This is a genomic window from Chromatium okenii, from assembly GCF_016583745.1.
Taxonomy (GTDB): domain Bacteria; phylum Pseudomonadota; class Gammaproteobacteria; order Chromatiales; family Chromatiaceae; genus Chromatium; species Chromatium okenii.
Map to the genome: position 1 here is coordinate 75,639 of NZ_NRRQ01000017.1, position 21,634 is coordinate 97,272.

General features: G+C 52.8%; 20 protein-coding genes. 19 read left to right on the forward strand and 1 reads right to left on the reverse strand.

Going from position 1 to position 21,634, the window contains the following annotated elements; translation table 11 throughout:
- Window positions 1-2,055 (reverse strand): exodeoxyribonuclease V subunit alpha, encoded by a 2,055-nt coding sequence (gene recD, locus CKO12_RS08370; protein WP_338032721.1) that lies wholly within the window; start codon window positions 2,053-2,055, stop codon window positions 1-3.
- A gap of 76 nt (window positions 2,056-2,131) precedes the next feature.
- Here recD and CKO12_RS08375 point away from each other — a divergent pair, with 76 nt between their 5' ends.
- The 19 genes from CKO12_RS08375 (at window position 2,132) to rimM (ending at window position 21,617) form a co-directional block, all read left to right on the forward strand.
- Entirely contained in the window at window positions 2,132-2,362 is a 231-nt protein-coding gene (locus tag CKO12_RS08375) for a DUF2835 domain-containing protein (protein WP_200154282.1), read from the forward strand.
- Window positions 2,363-2,416: 54 nt separating this feature from the next.
- Entirely contained in the window at window positions 2,417-3,568 is a 1,152-nt protein-coding gene (locus tag CKO12_RS08380) for a DUF5610 domain-containing protein (RefSeq protein ID WP_200154283.1), read from the forward strand.
- 145 nt (window positions 3,569-3,713) lie between these two features.
- Window positions 3,714-4,928 (forward strand): methyl-accepting chemotaxis protein, encoded by a 1,215-nt coding sequence (locus tag CKO12_RS08385; protein ID WP_200154284.1) that lies wholly within the window; start codon window positions 3,714-3,716, stop codon window positions 4,926-4,928.
- A gap of 22 nt (window positions 4,929-4,950) precedes the next feature.
- Window positions 4,951-5,319, forward strand: coding sequence for a response regulator (locus tag CKO12_RS08390; RefSeq protein WP_200154285.1), 369 nt, complete (start codon window positions 4,951-4,953; stop codon window positions 5,317-5,319).
- A gap of 97 nt (window positions 5,320-5,416) precedes the next feature.
- Window positions 5,417-5,728 carry an STAS domain-containing protein gene (locus tag CKO12_RS08395; protein ID WP_200154286.1) on the forward strand — a complete coding sequence of 104 codons (312 nt, stop codon included), beginning with the start codon at window positions 5,417-5,419 and terminating at the stop codon, window positions 5,726-5,728.
- Entirely contained in the window at window positions 5,718-7,910 is a 2,193-nt protein-coding gene (locus CKO12_RS08400; RefSeq protein ID WP_200154287.1) for a chemotaxis protein CheA, read from the forward strand. The genes CKO12_RS08395 and CKO12_RS08400 overlap by 11 nt, the downstream gene beginning before the upstream one ends.
- Window positions 7,911-7,940: 30 nt before the next feature.
- Window positions 7,941-9,917, forward strand: a complete 1,977-nt coding sequence (locus CKO12_RS08405; protein WP_200154288.1) for a methyl-accepting chemotaxis protein — start codon at window positions 7,941-7,943, stop codon at window positions 9,915-9,917.
- Between the two features lie 13 nt (window positions 9,918-9,930).
- Window positions 9,931-10,479, forward strand: coding sequence for a chemotaxis protein CheW (locus CKO12_RS08410; protein WP_200154289.1), 549 nt, complete (start codon window positions 9,931-9,933; stop codon window positions 10,477-10,479).
- Between the two features lie 67 nt (window positions 10,480-10,546).
- Window positions 10,547-10,912 carry a response regulator transcription factor gene (locus tag CKO12_RS08415; RefSeq protein ID WP_200154290.1) on the forward strand — a complete coding sequence of 122 codons (366 nt, stop codon included), beginning with the start codon at window positions 10,547-10,549 and terminating at the stop codon, window positions 10,910-10,912.
- A 4-nt stretch (window positions 10,913-10,916) separates the two neighbouring features.
- Window positions 10,917-11,540 carry a chemotaxis protein CheX gene (locus CKO12_RS08420; protein ID WP_200154291.1) on the forward strand — a complete coding sequence of 208 codons (624 nt, stop codon included), beginning with the start codon at window positions 10,917-10,919 and terminating at the stop codon, window positions 11,538-11,540.
- Complete coding sequence (locus CKO12_RS08425) at window positions 11,540-12,508, forward strand: diguanylate cyclase domain-containing protein (protein ID WP_200154292.1); 969 nt, start codon at window positions 11,540-11,542, stop codon at window positions 12,506-12,508. The genes CKO12_RS08420 and CKO12_RS08425 overlap by 1 nt, the downstream gene beginning before the upstream one ends.
- A gap of 8 nt (window positions 12,509-12,516) precedes the next feature.
- Entirely contained in the window at window positions 12,517-13,395 is an 879-nt protein-coding gene (locus CKO12_RS08430) for a CheR family methyltransferase (RefSeq protein ID WP_200154293.1), read from the forward strand.
- 21 nt (window positions 13,396-13,416) lie between these two features.
- Window positions 13,417-14,010: a chemotaxis protein CheD gene (locus CKO12_RS08435; protein WP_200154294.1), complete on the forward strand. Its 594-nt coding sequence runs from the start codon at window positions 13,417-13,419 to the stop codon at window positions 14,008-14,010.
- Between the two features lie 15 nt (window positions 14,011-14,025).
- Complete coding sequence (locus CKO12_RS08440) at window positions 14,026-15,144, forward strand: protein-glutamate methylesterase/protein-glutamine glutaminase (RefSeq protein ID WP_200154295.1); 1,119 nt, start codon at window positions 14,026-14,028, stop codon at window positions 15,142-15,144.
- Window positions 15,141-18,200 carry a type ISP restriction/modification enzyme gene (locus CKO12_RS08445; RefSeq protein WP_200154296.1) on the forward strand — a complete coding sequence of 1,020 codons (3,060 nt, stop codon included), beginning with the start codon at window positions 15,141-15,143 and terminating at the stop codon, window positions 18,198-18,200. Before CKO12_RS08440 ends, CKO12_RS08445 begins: the two co-directional genes overlap by 4 nt.
- A 46-nt stretch (window positions 18,201-18,246) precedes the next feature.
- Window positions 18,247-19,974 (forward strand): ExeA family protein, encoded by a 1,728-nt coding sequence (locus tag CKO12_RS08450; protein WP_200154297.1) that lies wholly within the window; start codon window positions 18,247-18,249, stop codon window positions 19,972-19,974.
- Window positions 19,971-20,690 (forward strand): hypothetical protein, encoded by a 720-nt coding sequence (locus tag CKO12_RS08455; RefSeq protein ID WP_200154298.1) that lies wholly within the window; start codon window positions 19,971-19,973, stop codon window positions 20,688-20,690. The genes CKO12_RS08450 and CKO12_RS08455 overlap by 4 nt, the downstream gene beginning before the upstream one ends.
- Before the next feature lie 144 nt (window positions 20,691-20,834).
- Window positions 20,835-21,095, forward strand: coding sequence for a 30S ribosomal protein S16 (gene rpsP, locus CKO12_RS08460; protein ID WP_200154299.1), 261 nt, complete (start codon window positions 20,835-20,837; stop codon window positions 21,093-21,095).
- A gap of 12 nt (window positions 21,096-21,107) precedes the next feature.
- Window positions 21,108-21,617: a ribosome maturation factor RimM gene (gene rimM, locus CKO12_RS08465; protein ID WP_200154300.1), complete on the forward strand. Its 510-nt coding sequence runs from the start codon at window positions 21,108-21,110 to the stop codon at window positions 21,615-21,617.
- Window positions 21,618-21,634 lie beyond the last annotated feature (17 nt).

Genomic DNA, 21,634 nt, shown 5'->3' on the forward strand with positions numbered 1-21,634 from the left:
TTAACTTTCCGTATGCAATGCCGCCGCAATGCCGCTGACACGAGTCACTCGCCGTTGTAACGCAGCTTCTAATACCGATGCCTGATAATAAATCAGCGTAAAGGCTTTTTTGGAGCGCGTAATGCCGGTGTAAAGCAATTCTTGCGTCAGCACCGGATTGGGCACATCTGGCACCAGCAGCGCCGTGTGTTCAAATTCCGAGCCTTGCGCTTTGTGTACCGTCATCGCAAACACCGTTTCGACCGCTTGCAGCCGACTCGGTAACATCCAGCGCACCCCGCCGCTGCCGTCATCAGCCGGAAACGCGACCCGCAACCCGCGCTGCGGCGGTTGGGTTTGGCGCAGCGGCACCTCCAGCGTGATCCCAATATCGCCATTCATCAGTCCCAAATTCGGATCGTTGCGCGTGACCAGCACCGGTCGCCCGGCAAACCACTGCTGCGTCTCCGTCGGCTCGCCGTCCAACAGCTTTTGGTCGCGCAGCAACGCGATGATGTGCTGATTTAAGCCGCTCACGCCCCAGATGCCGTCGCGCAGCGCCGTGAGCAATTGGAACTTTCCCAGCGCCGCCAACACGCTCAGTGCCCATTTATCAATCTCCGCTGCTGACGCCGTCGCCGCTGGAGCTGCATTGCGCAGCCGCTTGAGATACTCGGCATAACCCGCGCTCACCAATTCATCAAAAGCGGGCGCAGCCGGGCTGGCGCTGGGCAATTGCAGCGCGGTGAGTTGGCGCGAATCGCCTTGCTCCGCAAACAGCGCCAGCACCGCCTCCGCTCGCCGCTGTTGACCCGACGGCGGCGCATTGACCAACGCAGCCAGTGCGCCAATGCCGCCGTGCCGATCAAAGCGATAACTGTGGCGCAACATCGCCACTGCTTGATCAAGCGCCCGTCCAGCGGGATCGCGGTATTCCTCCGGCAGCATCACCCCGGTGACGCGCTGCAACCAGTCGCAGGTCGCAGCCGTGTAGTGCGCCGCTGCCGCCCGCCGACATAAATCACCCAGCACTGCGCCCGCTTCCACCGACGCCAATTGATCCTTATCACCCAGCACCAGCAGCCGCGCTTCGGGGCGCAGCGCCTCCAACAATCGCGCCAGCAATTCCACATCCACCATCGACGCCTCATCAATCACCACCACATCCACCGGCAGCGGCTGCCCGGCATGATGATGAAAATGACGACTGTGCTGGCGCGGCCCCAGCAGCCGATGCACGGTCGTGACCGCCGTCGGAATCGCCGCCCGAATCTGCTCACCGTGCGCGAGATCAGCCAGCGGCAACGCAGCGACGCGCCCAGCGATGGATTCATTCAACCGCGCTGCGGCTTTGCCGGTGGGCGCAGCCAGCCGAATTCGCAGCAATGGTTGTCCCGCTGCCAGCGCCAGCCCTTGCAACAGCGCCAGCAAACGCACCACCGTCGTGGTTTTGCCCGTGCCCGGGCCGCCGGTGATGATGGCAAAGGCGCTGCGCACCGCCAACGCACAGGCGATCCGATCCCAAGGCAACTGCGCTGGTGCTGGCGCATCAAATAACTGCGCCAACAACTGCCGCAGCACGTCGTCATCCACCGCCAGCGGCTGCCGCAATCGCGCCGTAATTCCGGCTAAAATCAGTTGTTCATCGCGCCAATAGCGGCGCAGATACAGCAACGGACGCGCCGCAGTTCCCGCCAATACCAACGGCGTGGTCGCAGCCGCCGTTGCTGCGAACTGGTCAGCGACTGCCGGACTGCGGCGCAAGTGTTCCAACCACTGCGGCAGCGGCAGCGCCCCGAGCAACGCCTTGAGTTCCGCTGCTACCTCAACTGGCTGCGCCGTCGGTCGCCGCGCCAGCAACAGCGTTTCTGGATGCTGCTGCGCGGCGGTCAAATCGAGGCACACATGCCCGTGACTGTTGCGCTCGCTGACCAGCGCCGCTGCCAATAACACCGGCGCAGCACTGTCCGGGCATTGCTCGTGAATGAGCCGCGCCAGCGCCAAGTCCAACTGGCGCAGTGCGCCCACCGCGACCCAGCGTTCTAATTGCGTGATCAGCGCCGAGCTTTGATTCACGTCAATTCACCTCGCGCTGTTGCAGAATAACGATGTTCAACATTTTATAATCACTTTCACTTTTATCACTGAAAAAATGCAACGGTTCTATTTCAATTTGTCCATTTCAGCCACCGAATATCTCCGCTATTATCAAGGCGCGGCGAATACGGTAATCGTCCACACGCACAACGGCTTAAAACTGTCGTTACCTGCGGCAAATTTGCGTCCATTCGTCAGTAGCAGCGGTATTGTCGGACAGTTTTGTGTGACGGTCGATGCGCAGCACCGCTTGGTCGCGCTGGAGCGCGTGCCGCCGTCAAGCTAACGCCGTCTCCGCCGATATATTTCCCACCATCAACGATGCTGTTTGGAGCCTGTCATGTCGATAACACTGCAATCTTACGCTGCTTTTTCCGCGCAACAGTCGGCGCTAAAACCGGCGCAGTCTGATGCGAACTCTGCGCCGAATTGGGGGCAATCAGAACGGGCGCTGGCGCGGGTGCAAGATGTCACGCTCAAGGCGCTGGCGCAGGAAATTCCGGGCATGGATGTCAATACGCTGAAAAAGCGCGATCAACAGGAATACACCCCGGACAAAATCGCCAATCGGATTGGCACCTTTGTGGCGCGTGGTTTAGAGAATGCCCGGGCGCAAGGAAAATCAGATGAGGAAGTGCAAGCGTTGTATGACAGCGCGGTGCGCGGAGTGGAGCGCGGTTTCAAAGAAGCGAAAACGATTTTAGAGAATTTGAATCTATTGAATGGCGGCATCAGTGAGCAGGTGCAGGCGACGGAAGATGCGACCTTTGCCACTCTGCGCCAGCTCGCACCGTCGTCAACGCTGGCGGGACTTGATACGGGTGCGAGCGCCGTTGGTGCCGCGCAACGCTATCAAAAAGCTGAGGATTTCCAGCTCAGTTTGCGCACCAAAGATGGCGATACCGTCAAGGTGAGTTTTAGCCGGGCGCTGGATGCGCAGGTCAGTTTGGGCGTCGCCGCTGACGGGAAAGGCAATCAAGCGTTGGCGCTGGATGTCAGTCGCAGCTCCAGCACGGGCTATCAGTTCACGGTGGAGGGCAATTTGGATGCCGAAGAGCTGGAGGCGATGCAGACGTTGGTGCGCGATGTCAGCGCCGTTGCGAATCAGTTTTTTAACGGCGATGTGCAACAGGCGTTCGCGCAAGCGCCGGATATTCGCTTTGATGACAGCCAGTTGGCGTCGATGCAGTTGCGCTTGAGTCGCAGCGAACAATCGACGGCAGTGGCGCAATATCAACAGACGCAGCAGTTGGAGCCGTCGCCGCAGGTGGGAGCTGGTCGCCGATTGGGGCAGATGGCGCGTGATCTTAATGATGCTGCGCTGGCACCAGCCGCGCAGTTTTTGGAACAGGCGCGGACGGCGGTCAATCAGATCATGGAAGGGCTGGTGCGGCAGGATCAGCGGTTCCAGACCGCCTCCGCTGACCAGCAAACGACTTACCAAAACAACCTCGCTCGCCTGCTGGGAATTCCTGAATTTTCAGCGACTTAAATTTGCACCACCACGCAGCGTTTAGACTCTCGCTGCGTGGCATTGATTGTCGCCAATCACGCCACAGCGTAGGATCGCCAACTGTGTTTTATGGCAATTTTAACTGCCGCAGTGAACGATCCATTTGAGCCGTTGGGGTGAGACGATGTCGAATAATCAGGACAACAATCAAGCAGTTACTCCACCGCCCCGACCTTGGAAAGTGCTTTTATTGGGCGTTGGCGCTGCCGCAAGTCTCATCGCATTGACTCCCAGCGCGTGGCTGACATGGCTGCTGGCGCTGGCGCTGCTGACCGGCGCGGCGCTCATTGAATATCTGCACTGGCAAACGCTCACGGCGCTGCTGGCGCAGTCTCGCCGCGATTCCCAAGACACTGCTGCTCACCAAACGCAGCGATTTGAGCGGTGGCTGCACACTTTTGAGCGGCTCGGCATCGAGCTATTTCCCATCTTTACCCGCCACATCGAACACTCGCGCCAGCTTGCGGAAGACAGCGTGATCAATCTCTCACAGACGTTTAGCGGATTGGTGAATGATCTGGAGCGGATCGTGAGCACGTCGCGCAGCGGCGGGCACATGCAATCTCTCGTCGAGCAGTTCCAACGCAGTCAGGCGACCTTGACCGAGGTCATCGGTGATTTTGAAAACATCCTGCACCGCGAGGCGGAAATATCAGATCAAGTCAAGTTGTTGACGGGGTTTGGGATGGAGATGCAGCAGATGGCACAAGGTGTGCGTTCGGTGGCAGAACAGATCAATTTGCTGGCGCTGAATGCGGCAATTGAGGCGGCTCGCGCTGGTGAGCAGGGACGTGGTTTTGCGGTGGTGGCCGATGAGGTGCGCAAATTGGCGGGTTCATCAGCTGCGACCGGCGCACAAATCAGTCATAAAGTTGAGGAGCTGGCGCGGGCGCTGACGCAGACCCAAACGCTGGTGCAGGAGTCGATTCGGAATGCGGATGGTTTGGTGAAGGCGTCGGAAGACAAGGTCAGCACGGTGCTGGCGCGGCTGCAACAAACTGCGGAAACCATCAATGCCGATGCCGAGCAATTGCGCGGGTTGAGCACCACCATTCACGATCAGATCAGCGCGGCGCTGGTGGATTTGCAGTTTCAAGATCGCACCAGCCAGATTTTGGTGCATGTTTGCGATGGGTTAAATCATCTCAGCTCGCGTCTCAAGCTCTGCGTGAATCACGATGTGCTGCAACAACAGCAGGACATTTTGGAATTGGATGGTTTATTGGCGCAGATGTTGGCGTCATATAGCACTGCTGAAGAATTGAATTTGCATCATCACGGGCGTGGTGCGGCGCTGGCAAGTCCGGCAGCGGCGAGTGAAGAATTAACGTTTTTTTAATAGCAATCAAATGGAATGAGATATGGCAAAAACAATTATGATCGTTGATGACTCCGCCTCGTTGCGCAATGTCGTCGGAATTGCGCTAAAAGGGGCTGGTTATGATGTGATTGAAGCCTCGGATGGACGTGATGCGTTAGCAAAACTCACCGGGCAGAAAATTCATCTCATTGTGAGCGATGTGAATATGCCGAATATGGACGGCATTACGCTGGTGCGAGAATTAAAACAGCTTCCGAATTACAAATTTACGCCGATTATGATGTTGACCACTGAAAGTCAGCCGGAGAAAAAACAGGCGGCGCGGGATGCGGGAGCGAAAGCGTGGCTGCTGAAACCATTTCAACCGCCGATGTTATTAGATGCCGTTGCTAAATTGGTGCTGCCTTAAAAGTTGTCAGTTATCAGTGAGCGGTGGTCAGTAAAAAACCGTGATCACTGATAACTGAAAATTGACAACCGCCAACTGAAACGATGAGGAGCGCGAAATGTCTGCTGAATCGGCGCTGGTGTTGGAAGGTGAAATGACGATTTACACCGCTGCGGCAATCCGCACGCAATTACAGGATTATGTGACGGGGCGGCAGCACTGCGTGTTGGATTTAACGGCAGTGTCGGAAATCGACAGCGCCGGTTTGCAATTGCTGCTATGGGTGCGGCGGGTAGCGGCGGAACAACGCGCCGATTTTCAATTGCGCAGCATCAGTCCACCGGTGGCGCAGGTATTGGAACTGTTGCAACTGGAGCAAGGTCTGAATTTGAAAACCAGTGATGCAGCGAGAAAGCAACATGAATCTTGACAGTGCTCGCCAAGCCTTTATCGAAGAGGTCGCCGAATTGCTCCAAACGATGGAGGACGCGCTGTTGACCTTGGAACAAAATCCCGCCGATCCCGAATCACTCAACGATGTATTTCGCGCCATGCACACCATCAAAGGCACCGGCGGCGTGTTTGGCTATACGCCGGTGGTGGAATTTACCCACACGGTGGAAACGTTGATGGATCAGGTGCGCAGCGGGCAAATGATGTTGACTAAACCGTTAATTGAAACGCTATTTGAATGCCGCGATCACACCTTGGCGCTGATTGATTTCATTGCTGCCGACGCTACCGGCGATGCACCGCTGTCTCCTGATTTACAACGGGCTGGCGATGCGCTGCTGGCGCGATTAGGACATGTGCCGCCGCCCACGCCGACGGCAGTGCCGGTATTAAATTTTGACGCGCCGACGTATTTACCGGAAGCAAATGATTTATGGATGATTAGTTTGGAATTCAAAGCAGATGCGTTTCGGCATGGCATGGACCCGCTGTCATTCCTGCGTTATCTCAGTTCGCTCGGCGATTTAGTGCATGTTGTCACCTTATTACCGCTTGCATTCATTGATAGCGAACATTTTGATCCTGAAAGCTGTTATTTAAGTTTTGGTATTGCGTTTCGCAGCGATGCCGATAAACGCACCATTGCGGGTGTCTTTGAATTTGCTGATGAAGATTGCGAGATTCGCATTTTAGAACCTGATTCAGCGCATAACCGTTATGTGGATTTGCTGGAAGCGACGCCGCACGATCAAATCAACTGCATGGGCGATTTATTGGTCAGTATTGGTGCAATCACGCCATTTGAATTAGTGCGGGCGCTCAAAATTCAAGAAGATAGCAGTCAAGTGCTGGACGGCACTGAACCGGCAGCAAAACGGCGGTTAGGCGATATTTTAGTTGAGCAAGGATCAATTAAATCTGGCGTTGTGGAACAGGCAGTGAAAACGCAAGAAACCGCCCGCAGTAAACGCCAAGAAGATAACCGCATTATTCGGGTTGATGCACAACGTTTGGGACATTTGATTGATTTGGTTGGCGAATTAGTGACCAGCAGCGCCGCCATTCGCGTGATGGTTAAACGCGCCGGCATTGACAACATGAATGAAGTGGTTGATGGCGTCGATTATTTAGTTTCCGAAATTCGGGATAACGCGCTGCAATTGCGGATGGTGGCAATTGGTGAAAGCCTGTCACGGTTTCGGCGCGTGGTGCGCGATGCCAGCCAAGAATTAGGCAAGTTAATTGATTTAGTGATTACCGGCGGCGAGACCGAATTAGATAAAACGGTGGTGGAAAAGATCATTGATCCGCTCACGCATTTAATTCGTAATGCCGTCGATCATGGTATTGAAGAGCCGATGGTGCGCCAAAAAGCGGATAAATTAACCACCGGCACCATTCATCTCAATGCGTATCACGATTCTGGTCACATTGTGATTGAAATTGAAGATGATGGCGCAGGTTTAGATGCTGCGCGTATTCGCGCCAAAGCCGAAGCCAAAGGCTTGGTCAAACCGGATGAAGTATTAACGCGAGAAGAAATTTTGCGCTTAATTTTTGCGCCCGGTTTATCGACTAAAGAACAGGCAACCAGTTTATCGGGGCGCGGCGTGGGCATGGATGTGGTGCGACGCAATATCGAAGCCTTGCGCGGCACGGTGGAATTAGACAGCACGCTCGGCGTTGGAACAAAAATCACCATTATTTTACCGCTCACGTTAGCGATTATTGAGGGGTTTTTAGTCGGCGCGGGGCGCGATCAATATGTGATTCCACTCTCGCAAGTCGCGGAATGTGTGGAAATGACTGCGACTGCAACGCTCAAACAGCATGGCGAGCATTACATCAATTTGCGCGGCGAAGTGCTGCCGTTTATTCGCTTAACCGATTTATTTCATAACGCCGATTGGCATCGCGCTACCAATCAACGCGAAAGTTTGGTGGTGGTGCGTTTTGGACATCATAAAATGGGCTTGGTGGTGGATACGTTACTCGGTGAATTGCAAACCGTGATTAAACCGCTGGGTAAATTGTTTGAACGGTTGCGCGGCGTTGCGGGTGCCACCATTTTAGGAACTGGCGATATTGCGTTAATTCTCGATGTCGCTGAATTAGCCGCCATTGGTCAAGTACCGCGTCATGTTGCGGCTAAACACTAATTTTTTATTTAACGCTACAGGAGTTTTTCAATGTTTCAGTCGATGACAATGGCAAAAAAATTGGTGCTCGGTTTTGCAACTGTATTAGTTTTGCTGGTAATCGTCAGCGTGTTATCTTTTATTGCGATTGATGGCGCTTCCGTTGGGTTTGCGTCCTATCGTGAAAAGGCAGTACGCGCTAATCGGATGGGGGAAATGCAGGCGAATATGTTGATGGGGCGTTTGCAAGTGAAGGGTTATTTGAAAACCCATGGCGAACAAGACGCTAAATCATTTCAGCAGTATTTAGGCATCACTGATAGCATTTTGGCGGAACTCATCGCCGCAGTGAAAGACCCCGAACGGTTAGCTAAACTCAATGCGGCCAATAGCAATATCGACACCTATGCGAAAGCATTTGAAACCGTCGTGACGCATACCCGCGAGGCGGATCGTTTAGATAGCGAAGTATTGGCGAACGTTGGGCGCGAAATAGAGCAGCGGTTGACAAAAATTATGGATGAGGCGAGTCAACAGGAAACAACGGCGCTGGCGGCAAAAACGTTACGCAGTCTGTTATTGGCGCGGCTGTATGTGCGGCGGTTTATTGGTGAGAATGAACAAAAAGATGTGGAGCGCGTTAATCAGGAATGGGCGGAGTTTAGTAAAAACCTCAGCGCGTTGGGAATTGTCATGCAAGATGCGCAGCGCCGTTCACTGTTGGATGAGGTGATGCGTTATAAAGATGAATATAAAAATGCTTTTGAGCGCATGGTGCAATTGACGGTTGAACGCAATCGCGTTGTGACGGAAACGCTGGATATTCTCGGCGCTAAATTCGCTGCTGATCTTGATGACGTGAAACTGTCTTATAAAGCAGAGCAGGATATGATTGGCCCGCAAGTACAGACTTCAAATGATCGCGCTATTTTTACCATTGTTCTGTTATCGGCGATTGCGCTGTTAATGGGAGTTTTAATTGCGTGGCTGATTATTCGCGCAGTGATGGCGCAATTAGGCAAAGACCCGGGTGTGATTGCGGACGTAACGCGCAAAGTGGCGATTGGTGATTTAGCAATTGAATTCGATCAAAACAATTTGCGCGGCGTTTATAAAGATATGTTTGGCATGGTAGATCGGCTGCGCCAAATCGTGGGCGAGGTGCGGGTTGGCGCGGACAATTTGTCGTCGGCGTCGAGTCAGGTCAGTTCGACGGCGCAGGCGCTCAGTCAGGGCGCGACTGAGCAGGCGGCGAGTGTTGAGGAAACCACCGCCAGCATTGAGCAATTGAACGCTTCGGTGCAGCAAAATACGGAAAATGCGCGGATTACCAACGGGATTGCAAAGAGTTCGGCGGAAGAGGCGCGGCGCGGCGGTGAGGCGGTGAAGCGCACGGTGCAGGCGATGAAGGAAATCGCCAGCAAGATCGGTCTGATTGAAGATATTGCTTATAAAACCAATCTGTTGGCGCTCAATGCGGCGATTGAAGCCGCTCGCGCTGGTGAGCACGGCAAGGGCTTTACTGTTGTTGCCGCCGAGGTGCGCAAGTTGGCGGAAAATAGCGGCGTTACTGCCCAAGAAATCAATCAGTTAGCCACCAGCAGCGTGTCGATTGCGGAGGAAGCGGGTAAGTTGCTGGAGCAGATGGTGCCCAATATCGTTAAAACTGCTGATTTGGTTGAGGAAATCACCGCTGCATCCGGCGAGCAGGCGACCGGCATCAGTCAGATCAATGAGGCGATGAGCCAGCTTGATAAGGCGACCCAACAAAATGCGTCGTCCTCAGAACAGCTCGCCGCCACTGCGGAGGAATTGAGCGGGCAAGCCAGCCAGTTGCAGGAAACGATGTCGTTTTTCCGCACCGGCGCGGGCAATGGGCGGACGAAATCCCGCGCCAGCGCCAGTTACGCCGCCAGCCCGCGCCATCAGCAGCAGCCGACCCGCCGTGCCAGCCATGTAACTGAAGACTTTGCCGATTCTTCAATTGATCCGGCGGATTTTGCCCATAAAGACTTTGAGCGGTTTTAACGGAGCGGCTGACATGGGACAACTCGTGGTAAGCAAACAGGCCGCTCGCAGCGGACGCGATCTCAATGACGAGGTGACGCAATATCTCACTTTTTCGGTGGCCGATGAGCGGCTGGCGATGTCAATTACTGCCGTTAAAGAAATCATTGAAACTCCGCAAGTCACGCGGGTGCCGATGACGCCCGACTATATTCGTGGCGTGATCAATTTGCGCGGTAACGTGGTGCCGGTGGTGGATTTAGGAGCGCGGCTGGGACGCGGGGCGCTGACGCTAACCAAACGGAGCTGCATTGTATTAGTGGAAGTGCAAGTCGGCGAAGAAGATCGCCATGTTTTAGGAATGCTGGTTGATGAGGTAAAAAACATTCTCGACATTCCGCCCCAAGATGTGAAACCGCCACCGGAATTCGGTTCAGAAATTCGCACCGATTTTATTGAAGCGATGGGGCGCGTGGAGGATATTTTTGTCATTATTTTAAGCGTCGATCATGTGTTATCGGTGCAGGAATTAGCATCGCTGCGTCATTTTACTGATGATCACGTCGCTGATGTTGAGCACTAACACGATTGCCGCAAGCATCATTTTGAATCATCGTTTTTATTGTGAATAAAAGGAATCTCCGCACACTATGCCAACTCCACTGCTTTTAATCGTTGATGACAGTAAAATGGCACGCATGATGGTCAGGCAATTTGTGACTGAATTGCGTCCTGAATGGCGTTTAATGGAAGCAACCAACGGCGATGAAGCGCTGGCGCTAATTAAGCAGCAACCGCCAGAATTTGTCAGTTTAGATGTGAATATGCCCGGCATCAGCGGTTTAGAAGTCGCGGCACGGTTACGGTTACATCATCCTGAGATTCGGATTGTGATTTGCAGTGCCAATATCCAAGAAGCGGTGCGCAAAGCCGCTGAAAAAGCCGGAGTGAAATTCGTCGCCAAACCAATTACACCCGCCACGATTGCCAATATGGTCACGCTGTTTGAGGAGTGAGCGCGTGCTTGAGATCAATGAATTGCAAGGCGATGCGCTGAAAGAGTTATTTAATCTCGGCGTGGGACGCGCTGCGCATAGCCTCAGCATGATGGTGAATGACGAAGTAGAATTATCGACTCCCGATATTTTGCTTGTGCAAGCCAGCGAAGTTGTCACCACTTTGCTCGGCTCGGAATTTAGCCAATTGAGCATGGTGACGATTGATTTTATTGGCCCCTTTAATGCCACAGCGATTTTGTTATTTCCAGAACGCAATGCCTTGAGCATTGTCAGTCACATGCTTGACCCGCACATGTTGCCAGAAGAATTATCTGAGTTTGAACAAGAAGCGATGTGTGAGATTGGCAACATTATTTTGAATGCCTGCATGAGTTCATTAGCAGATGAGTTTCAAATTGAGTTCGAGGGCGGCTTGCCGGTGCATTATTTCAGCGACACTGATTCGTTACCATTGTTTGGTAATCAACATCTGCTGCATGAACAGGTGGTGCTTTTGCTGCAAATTCATTTAACCATGCGTCAAGAACAGGTGCAGGGACATCTGTTGTTTTTACTCAGTGTCAGCTCGTTGAATGCGTTATTAGATTGCGTTGATCGTTATCTGGCACGGCTCGGAATAAGCTAATGAACGAATTGTTTGGAGCCCAACTGCTCGATCACTTGCAGAGTGGAATTGTCTTGCTCAATCAGGAGACAAAAATTTGCGCGTGGAATCAGTGGATGACACGCCATACTGCGCTCGATTTAGAACAGGTTGCTGAACAACCTTTTGCGCAGTTGTTTCCTGAAATTGTCACCACGCGCTTGCAGGATTGTATTCATCAGGCGTTGCATTTCAAACTGTCTTCCATTCTCACGCCGGGCTTAAATTTGGCGATTTTACCGCTGTATAAAAATCCCAAAACGCCTACGCAACGCTTGGAACAACTCATTTATATCACGCCGGTGCCGCGTTATATGCAGATGGCGTGTTTAATTCAAATCCACGATATGACGGCAACCGTGCGGCGAGAACGGCGGCTGCGGGCGCAATCTACCAGTTTAATTGCCACAACTTACCGCGATGCGCTCACTGGCGTCGGGAATCGGCGGCGGTTTGATCACGATTTGATGGCGTTTTTTACAGATGCGCGGAGCAAACAACAGCCGCTGGCGCTATTGATGATTGATATTGATGATTTCAAAGCCTATAACGATCAATTGGGACATTTGCAGGGCGATGAATGTTTAACGCAGGTGGCGACGGTATTACAAGAAGGATTGCGCCAGCGTGGGGATTCGGTGGCGCGTTATGGCGGTGAAGAATTCGCGTTGTTATTGCCAGATGCAGATGTTGATTTGGCTTATAGTATTGCCGAGCGGTTGCGGACGTTAATTGAAACCGCCAATATTCCGCATCCCGCGTCGCGCACGAAACCACACATTACAATTAGCATCGGTGTGAGTGCTTTAATTCCTGCGCCGCATCAAACAATGAAAACGTTAATTGAACAAGCCGATCAGGCGCTTTATCAAGCGAAAGATGCCGGTCGCAATCGTTGTTTGTCTTATAACCCACCGCAAACCGACAATCGCATTAAAAAAACGGATTGAATTCACCGATGTGGAAACCAGACCCGTATTCCCCGTCTCGCCCCGTCCCAGTATTAGCGCCCGCGGAAATGGAGTCTTTGGACGCGGTGCCGCTGTCAGAGGCGGATTTTGAGCGGTTCCGGCGCTTCATTCACGACCGCGCTGGCATCAGTTTGGCACCGCACAAGCGCCAGATGGTGAGTTCGCGCCTGCAACGGCGGCTGCGCCATCTGGGGCTGCGCAGTTTCAACAGCTATTTGGAACATCTCGCAGCACCCGGACAGGATGCCGAGCGCCAGCATCTGGTGGATTTATTGACCACCAACGAAACCTATTTTTATCGGGAACCGGCGCATTTTGAGTTTTTGCTGCACGACATTGTGCCGGCATATCGCGGGCAATCGTTGCGGGTGTGGAGCGCGGCGTGTTCATCCGGCGAGGAGGTTTACACGCTGGCGATGGTGCTGTCGGAAGGGCTGGGCATGGGTGACTGGCAGATTTTTGGCTCCGACATCAGCCAGCGGATGGTGGAGGCGGCGCGAGAAGCGGTGTATCCGCTTGACCGCGCCAAACGGCTGCCGGCGGACTGGCTGGGCAAATACTGTCTCAAAGGCGTGCGCTCGCAAGCGGGAAATCTGTTGATTGATCCGCGCCTGAAAGCGCGGGTGCATTTGGAGCAACACAATCTCAAACAACCGCTGACCACTGGGCAACGTTTCGACGTGATTTTTTTGCGCAACGTGATGATTTATTTTGATGTCCCCACCAAACAGATCGTCATTGACCATCTCAACCGGGCGCTGTATCCGGGCGGTTATTTGTTTTTGAGCCACGTTGAATCGCTGCATTCACTCAAAACCACGCTCGAGATGGTGCGTCCGTCTGTCTTCCGCAAACCGGTTGATTAACCACTGAGCAACCACTGCCGCATGTCTCAAAATGTCAAGCAGGTACCCAAACGCTTTCTCCGTCCCGGCGAGCATTACGTCACCAACGATCCAATCGTTCTCTCCACGCTGCTCGGCTCGTGCGTTGCCGTGTGTTTATACGATCCGGTTGAGCGCGTGCTGGGCATGAACCATTTTTTGCTGCCGATGCGCAATCCGGCCGGCGGCGCACTGGCGCTGGCATCAGATGCCGGGCGTTATGGGTTATGGGCAATGGAATTGCTGATTAACGGCTTGCTCAATCACGGCGCACGGCGCCAAAACCTCCGCGCCAAAGCCTTTGGTGGCGGCAACGTGCTCAACATTCCGCACAGCGCACAAGCGCCTCGTCTGCAAATCGGCGCGGCGAATGCGCAATTTGTGCGCCACTTTTTGCACGAGGATCAAATCCCACTGGTGGCCGAAGACCTCGGCGGTGATCGCGGTCGCCAAATTTTCTTTGATGGCGCAGATTTTTCGGTCTATTTGCGGCGGATTCCGGCACGTCAAGATCAGCAGATTGTGGTGGCAGAACGGGCATATTTGCATCACACCCTCAAGGTGCAGCGGCGTCCGGCACCCGCTGAATTTTTTTAGCAACACAGGTGCAACATGGCGGTGGTGAAGGTTTTTATCGTTGATGATTCCGCAGTGATGCGGCAGGTGTTGACCGAACAGCTCAACGGTATTCCGGGCATTGCGGTGATCGGCGCGGCGCGTGATCCGATTTTTGCGCTCGCGCAGATGGAAAAAGCCTGGCCGGACGTGATCGTGCTCGACATCGAAATGCCGCGCATGGACGGGATTACCTTTCTGCGCCAGCTCATGCGCGATCATCCGACGCCGGTCATCATCTGCTCGACGCTGACCGAAAAGGGCGCAGAGGTGACGATGCAGGCGATGAATGCTGGCGCGGTGGACATCATCGCCAAGCCAAAAGTCGGACTGCGGCAATTTTTAGAAGAATCGGTCACGTTGCTGGGCGACGCGATCAAGGGCGCGAGCTGTGCGCGATTAGATCGGTTTGGCGCGGCGCGGCGGGCAGCGAGTGCTGCGATGCCAGCGACGCCCAAATTGACAGCGGAAGCGGTTGAAGCTGCCCGCAGCAGCAAACCGCTGACGCTGACGACGGAGCGCGTGATCGCCATCGGCACCTCCACCGGTGGCACGCAGGCGTTGGAATATGTGCTCACGCGCCTGCCGCGCACTGCGCCCGGCATCGTGGTGGTGCAACACATGCCCGGGCAATTTACCGCTGCGTTCGCCGCCCGTTTGAACGGTTTATGCGAGATTGAAGTGCGCGAAGCCCGCAATGGCGACCGCGTGATCGCTGGGCTGGCGCTGATTGCGCCGGGCACTGATCACCTGCTGCTGCGGCGCAGCGGGGCGCAATATCGCGTGGAAGTGAAAAACGGCCCGCTGGTCAGTCGCCATCGCCCGTCAGTCGATGTGCTATTTCGCTCCACCGCGCAGGCGGCGGGTGCGAATGCAATTGGAATTATTATGACGGGCATGGGCGATGACGGCGCTCGCGGCATGTTGGAAATGCACGACGCCGGCGCATTCACAATTGCGCAAGATGAAGCGACCTGCATTGTGTATGGAATGCCCAAAGAAGCGGTGAAATTAGGTGGCGTTGATGCGGTGCTGGGTTTGCCGCAGATTCCCAATATCATTGTGCAAGCGCCCACGCGCCAAAGCCATTTGCGCTTTAATGGGAATAACCAATGATCGAATTACAAAACTATTGGCGCACATTAGATGATTTACGCCGAATTGCTGGCGCAGAGAATGAAAGCGCACTGCGTCCGGCATTTGAAATGCTTTTGCGCGAATTGGGTGAACAACAGCACTTGATTGTATATGCTGAATATCCATTCAAAGCGCCCAACGGAGCCAATTTACGCGCCGATGGTGTGTTATTAGATCGCCTGCGTTTAGTGCATGGCTGGTGGGAAGCGAAAGATGAAAAAGATGATTTAGAAAAAGAAATTGCCGCTAAATTAGCGAAAGGTTATCCCAACGATAACATTATTTTTGAAGATACCCGCACTGCTATTTTATTGCAGCAAGGTGCAGAAGTAATGCGGTGCGCGGTGACAGATGGCAAAGCGTTGAAACGGTTGCTGGATTGCTTTTTTAGTTATGAATTGCCAGCGGTGCAGGATTTCCGCATTGCTCGCAGTCAATTCATGGTTGAGTTACCGGGTGTGGCGCGGGCGTTGAAAGAATTGTTAATTGCTGCGCACAATCATCATGCTGCTTTTCAAGCGCAAGCAACTCAATTTTTCGCATTGTGCCAACGGGCAATTGGTGAGCGCGTCACCAACGATCATGTGGATGAAATGCTGATTCAGCATATTCTCACCGATCAAATTTTCCGTGCCGTCTTTCCGAATATCAATTTTCATCAAGAAAATCATTTAGCAGAAGCCATTGGGCAATTGGAAAAAACGTTTTTGCGCGGTGAAATGCGGATGGCGTTATTAAAACGGTTGGAACCGTATTTTGCTGCAATTCGGCGGACTGCTGCAACTACAATCACTTCCGCAGAAAAGCAGGATTTTCTCAAGCAGGTTTACGAAGATTTTTACACCGCTTATAACCCCAAAGATGCAGATCGTTTAGGTGTTGTGTATACGCCCGGTGAAGCGGTGCGGTTCATTATTGCGGGTTGCGATTGGCTGGCACAACAACATTTTAATAAACGCTTGGCGGATCCCGGTTTAGATATTCTTGATCCCTGCACCGGAACCGGAACCTTTATCGTCGATTTAATTGATTATCTGCGTGGTGATAAACAGGCATTGATGCGTAAATTTGATGGTGAAATCCACGCCAACGAGATTTCAATTCTGCCCTATTACATTTCGTGCTTAAACATTGAACAAGCCTACTATGAAGCAACTGAACAATGGCGCGAGTTTAGCGGAGCTTGTTTTGTCAACACGTTAGATAATTGGGGATTTCAGTTACAACACAAAGGCGCAGTAAATGATTTATTGGGGAGCATTACCAACGAAAATCAATTGCGTATTTTGAATCAAAATCAGTGTACTATTCCGGTGATTTTAGGCAATCCGCCGTATAACGCCAATCAGAAAAATGCGAATGACAACAATCAAAATTATCTCGCTGAATTGGTGGATAAACGGATTAAAGATACCTACATCGCTGAAGGCACGGCACAAAAAACCAAACTCTATGATCCTTATGTGCGGTTTTTACGCTGGGCATCAGATCGCATTGGTGAGCAAGGAATTGTTGCCTTTATTAGCAATTCTTCTTTTATTGAAGCGAGAGGATTTGATGGGTTTCGTAAAGTGGTCGCGCAGGAATTTCAAGAGATTTGGATTGTTGATCTAAAAGGGAATGCCCGCACCAGCGGCGACCGGCGTCGTTGTGAAGGTGGCAATGTATTTGATGATAAAATTCGCGTTGGCATTGCGCTTTATTTTCTCGTGCGCAATCCGGCATTAACGACTGGCTGTGCTATTCATCATTACGCTGTGAATGACTTTTTAACTGCACTTGACAAGCGCCGCTGGTTAAGAGGACATCAGTTGCACAAATTAGCAAAAGCTGGTGATTTTCATCGTATTCGCCCTAATAGCAGCAGCAACTGGTTGAATCAACCACACGAAAATTGGAGCAATTGGTTGGCAGTAGCCAGCAAAGAAGGAAAATTGCAGAAAAGTGAAGAAGTGATTTTCAAGCTGTATTCACTGGGTGTGATGACAACACGAGATGAGTGGTTGTATAGCCACACACAAGCAAGTGTTAGTGCGCGTTGTAAATACTTTTTTAATCTCTACCGGCAAGAACAAGCGCGATGGAAACAACTTGAACAGCCTGAGAACGTTGAAGATTTTGTTAATCGTGACATTAAGTGGACGACTGAATTAACCGCGTATCTTGTTAAGGGAAAAACCTTAACATATCGTTCTAAACGGATTGTGCGCAGTCTTTATCGCCCATTTGTTAAACTCTTTTTATATTACGATAAAATCATCGTACATCGAACATCTCAGCAAACTAATATCTTTCCCATTGGACTAACACCTGATAATGTAGCGATTGGCATTTCAGGAATACCGATCACGAAGCCTTTTCAAGTGTTAGCAGTCTCAATACTGCCAGACCTTCATTTCCTCGAACAACCTAACTTTTTTCCACTCTGGGTTTATGCCGCTGATGGCTCCAAACATGACAACATCACGAATTGGGCATTAACGCAATTCCAACAGCATTATGCGAATAATGAAATCACCAAGCGCGATATTTTCAATTACGTTTACGCTGTACTGCACGACCCGCGTTATCGACAGAAATTTGCGCTCAATCTGAAAGCAGAATTTCCGCGCATTCCGTTTCATCCTGAATTCAAACAATGGGCGGCGATTGGCGCAACGTTAATTCAAGCTCATGCGTATTTTGAACAGGTCAAACCGTTTGAATTAAAGCGCGTGGATCACGCAACGGGAACGCCTAAATGTCGCTTAAAAGCCGATAAAGCAGCGGGAATCATTGAAATTGATGGCGTGACCACGTTAGAAAATATCCCACCGCAAGCATGGCAGTATCAACTCGGCAATCGCTCGGCGCTGGAATGGGTGTTGGATCAGTATAAAGAAAAAACGCCGAAAGATTTAACCATTCGTGAGCATTTCAATACCTATCGCTGTGCCGATCATAAAGAACAGGTGATTGCATTATTGCAGCAGGTGTGTCAAATCAGTATCAATACCGTCGCGGCAATTTCCCAATTGGAACAATTGTCGTGGTGAGATGCGACACACTAACCTCATAATACATTTCTTGAACTAAATAACTATGTATCCTGACTATTTCGGTCTTAAAGAAGCGAGCTTTTCAATTGTCCCTGATCCCCAATATCTGTTTCTCAGCAATCAACACCATGAAGCACTTGCGCATTTGTTATATGGTGCCGAAGATCATTGTGGATTTGTGCTATTAACTGGTGAAGTGGGCACAGGCAAAACCACCATTTGCCGAGCATTTTTGGAACAATTGCCATCTGGAGTAGAGGTGGCGCTGATTCTAAATCCGATGCAAACCGATGAAGAATTGTTGTTGACGCTGTGTGATGAATTCCAAATTGCGCTGCCGCCACCACCGCATTCAACAAAAAGTTTAATTGACCAACTCAATCATTATTTGTTGGCAGTACACGCAGCGGAGCGGCGAGCATTATTGGTGATTGATGAAGCGCAAAATCTGTCATCGCAGGTGTTAGAGCTGATTCGGCTGTTGACCAATTTAGAAACCAATAAACATAAATTATTGCAAATTCTTTTGATTGGGCAGCCGGAATTGCGCCAGATTTTGGCAACTGAACACATGCGCCAGCTTAATCAGCGTATTACTGCCCGTTATCATTTAATGCCGTTCACGCTGCGTGATACCGGTGATTATATTCGGCATCGCCTTGCGATTGCTGGAGTTGAACGTCCATTATTTACAAGCGCGGCAATTCGGCATATTCATCGTTATTCCGGGGGAATTCCGCGTTTAATTAACATTTTATGTGATCGCGCTTTATTCGGCGTGTATGCCAGTCGTCCCGAACAGGTAACGCCGACGATTGTTGCTAAGGTGGCCGCTGAGGTGCGCGGCAATTTGATGCTGCCGCTGCCGCGCCGGCGAGCGGCACATCCGGCGCTGGTGGTGGCGGGGGTGTTTACGTTATCGGTTGGCGCGGGGTGGTGGGGTTATGCGTGGCTAGATCACGTCACTACTGATCCGCTGACGACGCTCACGCAATTATTGACGCCGCGCACTGCGCCACCGCCGGAGCCGGTTGTGACCGCTGCACCTGCGCCCGTGCCCGCGCCGCTACCAGAGCCGCCCGCTGAACCGGTGCCGTTGGCAGATGAAAAACCGGCGGAAGTGTTTCCCGTTGCGACGTCGTTTGAACAGGTGGTGCTGCCGGAGCGAACGGCGTTTCGTGTGCTGTTGCAGCAGTGGGGACGGACGTTCGGCACCACCACTGTTGCACCCTGTACGCGAGTCAAAGCACTGGGGCTGAACTGCACTTTGGAGGTTGGGACGGTCGCTAATCTGCGTTATTTCGATTTACCGGCGCTGCTGCGGGTCACGCGGGCAAATGGCAGGCGCGAGTTTGCGGTGTTGACGGGATTGACCGATAGCGAGGCGACGCTGGCGCTGGAGACGGGAAAGATGCGGCTGCCGGTGGCGGTGTTGGAACAGGAGTGGACGGGAAATTACACCTTGGTTTGGCAACCGCCACCGGGTGGGGCGGTGTTGATTGCGGAGGGTGCATCTGATGCCAACATCCAATGGCTGCGGCGAACGCTGGCGCAGGTGCCTAACTTGCCGCCGCGAGCGGAGATTGCCAACGCCGGATCGCTGTTTGATGCGGAATTAACTGAAACAGTAAAAGCATTTCAACGCTTACGGGGCTTGCATCCAGATGGCGTGGTGGGAGTACGGACGTTGATACAGTTGAGTCAGGCAGCGGGTTTGTCGGGCATTCCGCGCCTGACCGCGCCCGCCGTGAATGGCGGAATGCAGCCATGAGTTACATTCTTGAGGCGCTGAAACGGTCGCAGCAGACGCGAGAACGCCAACAGGTCGTGCATTCGGAACAAGCCACTTCAGAACCGGCACCGCGTTTAGAACGGGCGCTACATTTGGAACGCGCTCTGCATTTACAGCGTGAGCAACAGTGGACGCCAAAATCGGTTGCGCCGTCGCGCTGGGACGTGTTGGCGGTGAGCGTGGCGAGTGCGGCGTTGGTGGTGGCGCTGTGGAAAACGCCACTTTTGCCACCGCCGCCCGTGCAGAAAGAGGAGCTGGCAACGCATCCCGCTGTAGAAATAATCGCGCCACTCAGTCTGCCGGTGGAACTCCCCACGCCAATGAGTCTGCCGGTAGAAAAGGAGAGTTGGGGCGATCTCATTGCTCCGCCGCCGCCCAAGCCGCGTCCGAGTGTGCCGGTGAGTCCTCGTGAAGAAGTCGCCGCGCCGCCGCCAGCGGTGAAAACGCCGGTGCCGCCGCCGGTGGTGAAACCAGCGCCCGCACTGCCGCGTCCGGTTGCGCCGGTGCCGGTGGATTATCCCGATCCCAATCTTGATCCGAAGTTGGAGCAGCAACTGGAAGCGGGCGCGGTGGATGACATGGATATTGAAGCGCCGACGCCAATTCCGCCGGATTTGATTCAAGAAATTGAGGCGTTTAAGCAGCAAGTGAAGCGGGAACAGGGCGCAAAACCAGCGGGTGTGCTTGATCCGTGAGTGCTAAGGCGTGCTGGCGCATTCGGTAAATGTCAATGGGATCGCTGTGGCGCTTGCCTTTTATTTTCTGACAGATTCTGTATATTGGCGCGTTTATCTGCGGGTCATCCGCGCCGTTCACCGCCTGAACTTTAGGACAACATTATGGTCACGATTCGTTTATCGCGTGGGGGTTCTAAAAAGAATCCTTTTTATCAAATCGTCGTTGCCGACATTCGTGCCAAGCGCGATGGTCGTTACATTGAACGTTTAGGGTTTTTCAATCCCAATGCGCGTGGTGGTGAGGTTCCGTTGCGCATTGACCGCGAACGCGCCGATCATTGGATTCGTCAGGGCGCACAGCCCACTGATCGCGCCAAACAGCTCTTGAAACAAGCTGCGCGTGACGCGGCAGCAGCGGCTTAATTCAACCTTCTGATGACCACTCCAGCCCCTCAAACCCGCATCGTTCTCGGCCGCATCGTGGGCGTTTATGGTCTGAAAGGTTGGGTGAAGGTGTTGTCTGACACCGCCCCGCGTGATGGCATTCTCAGTTATTCGCCGTGGCTGATCGGTGCCCAAGCGCAGGTGCGCCGAGTGGCAGAACGCAAACTGCACGGAAAAGGAATGATCGTGCGGCTTGACGGCTGCAATGACCGCGACGCTGCTGCGCAATTGGTGGGCAGCGAAATTGCGGTGCTGCGGGAGCAATTGCCGCCGCCGCAAGCAGATGAGTTTTATTGGATTGATTTGGAAGGTTTGACGGTGGTCACGACCACTGGCGTCACGCTCGGTGTGGTCGATCATCTGTTTTCGACTGGCGCTAACGATGTGCTGGTCATCAAGGGCGAACGCGAACATCTGCTGCCGTTCGTTTGGGGCGAGGTTATCAAGGATGTCGATTTTGTCCGCCACCAGATCGAAGTCGCGTGGGACCCTGATTTTTAACGGCATTTTCCGTCATC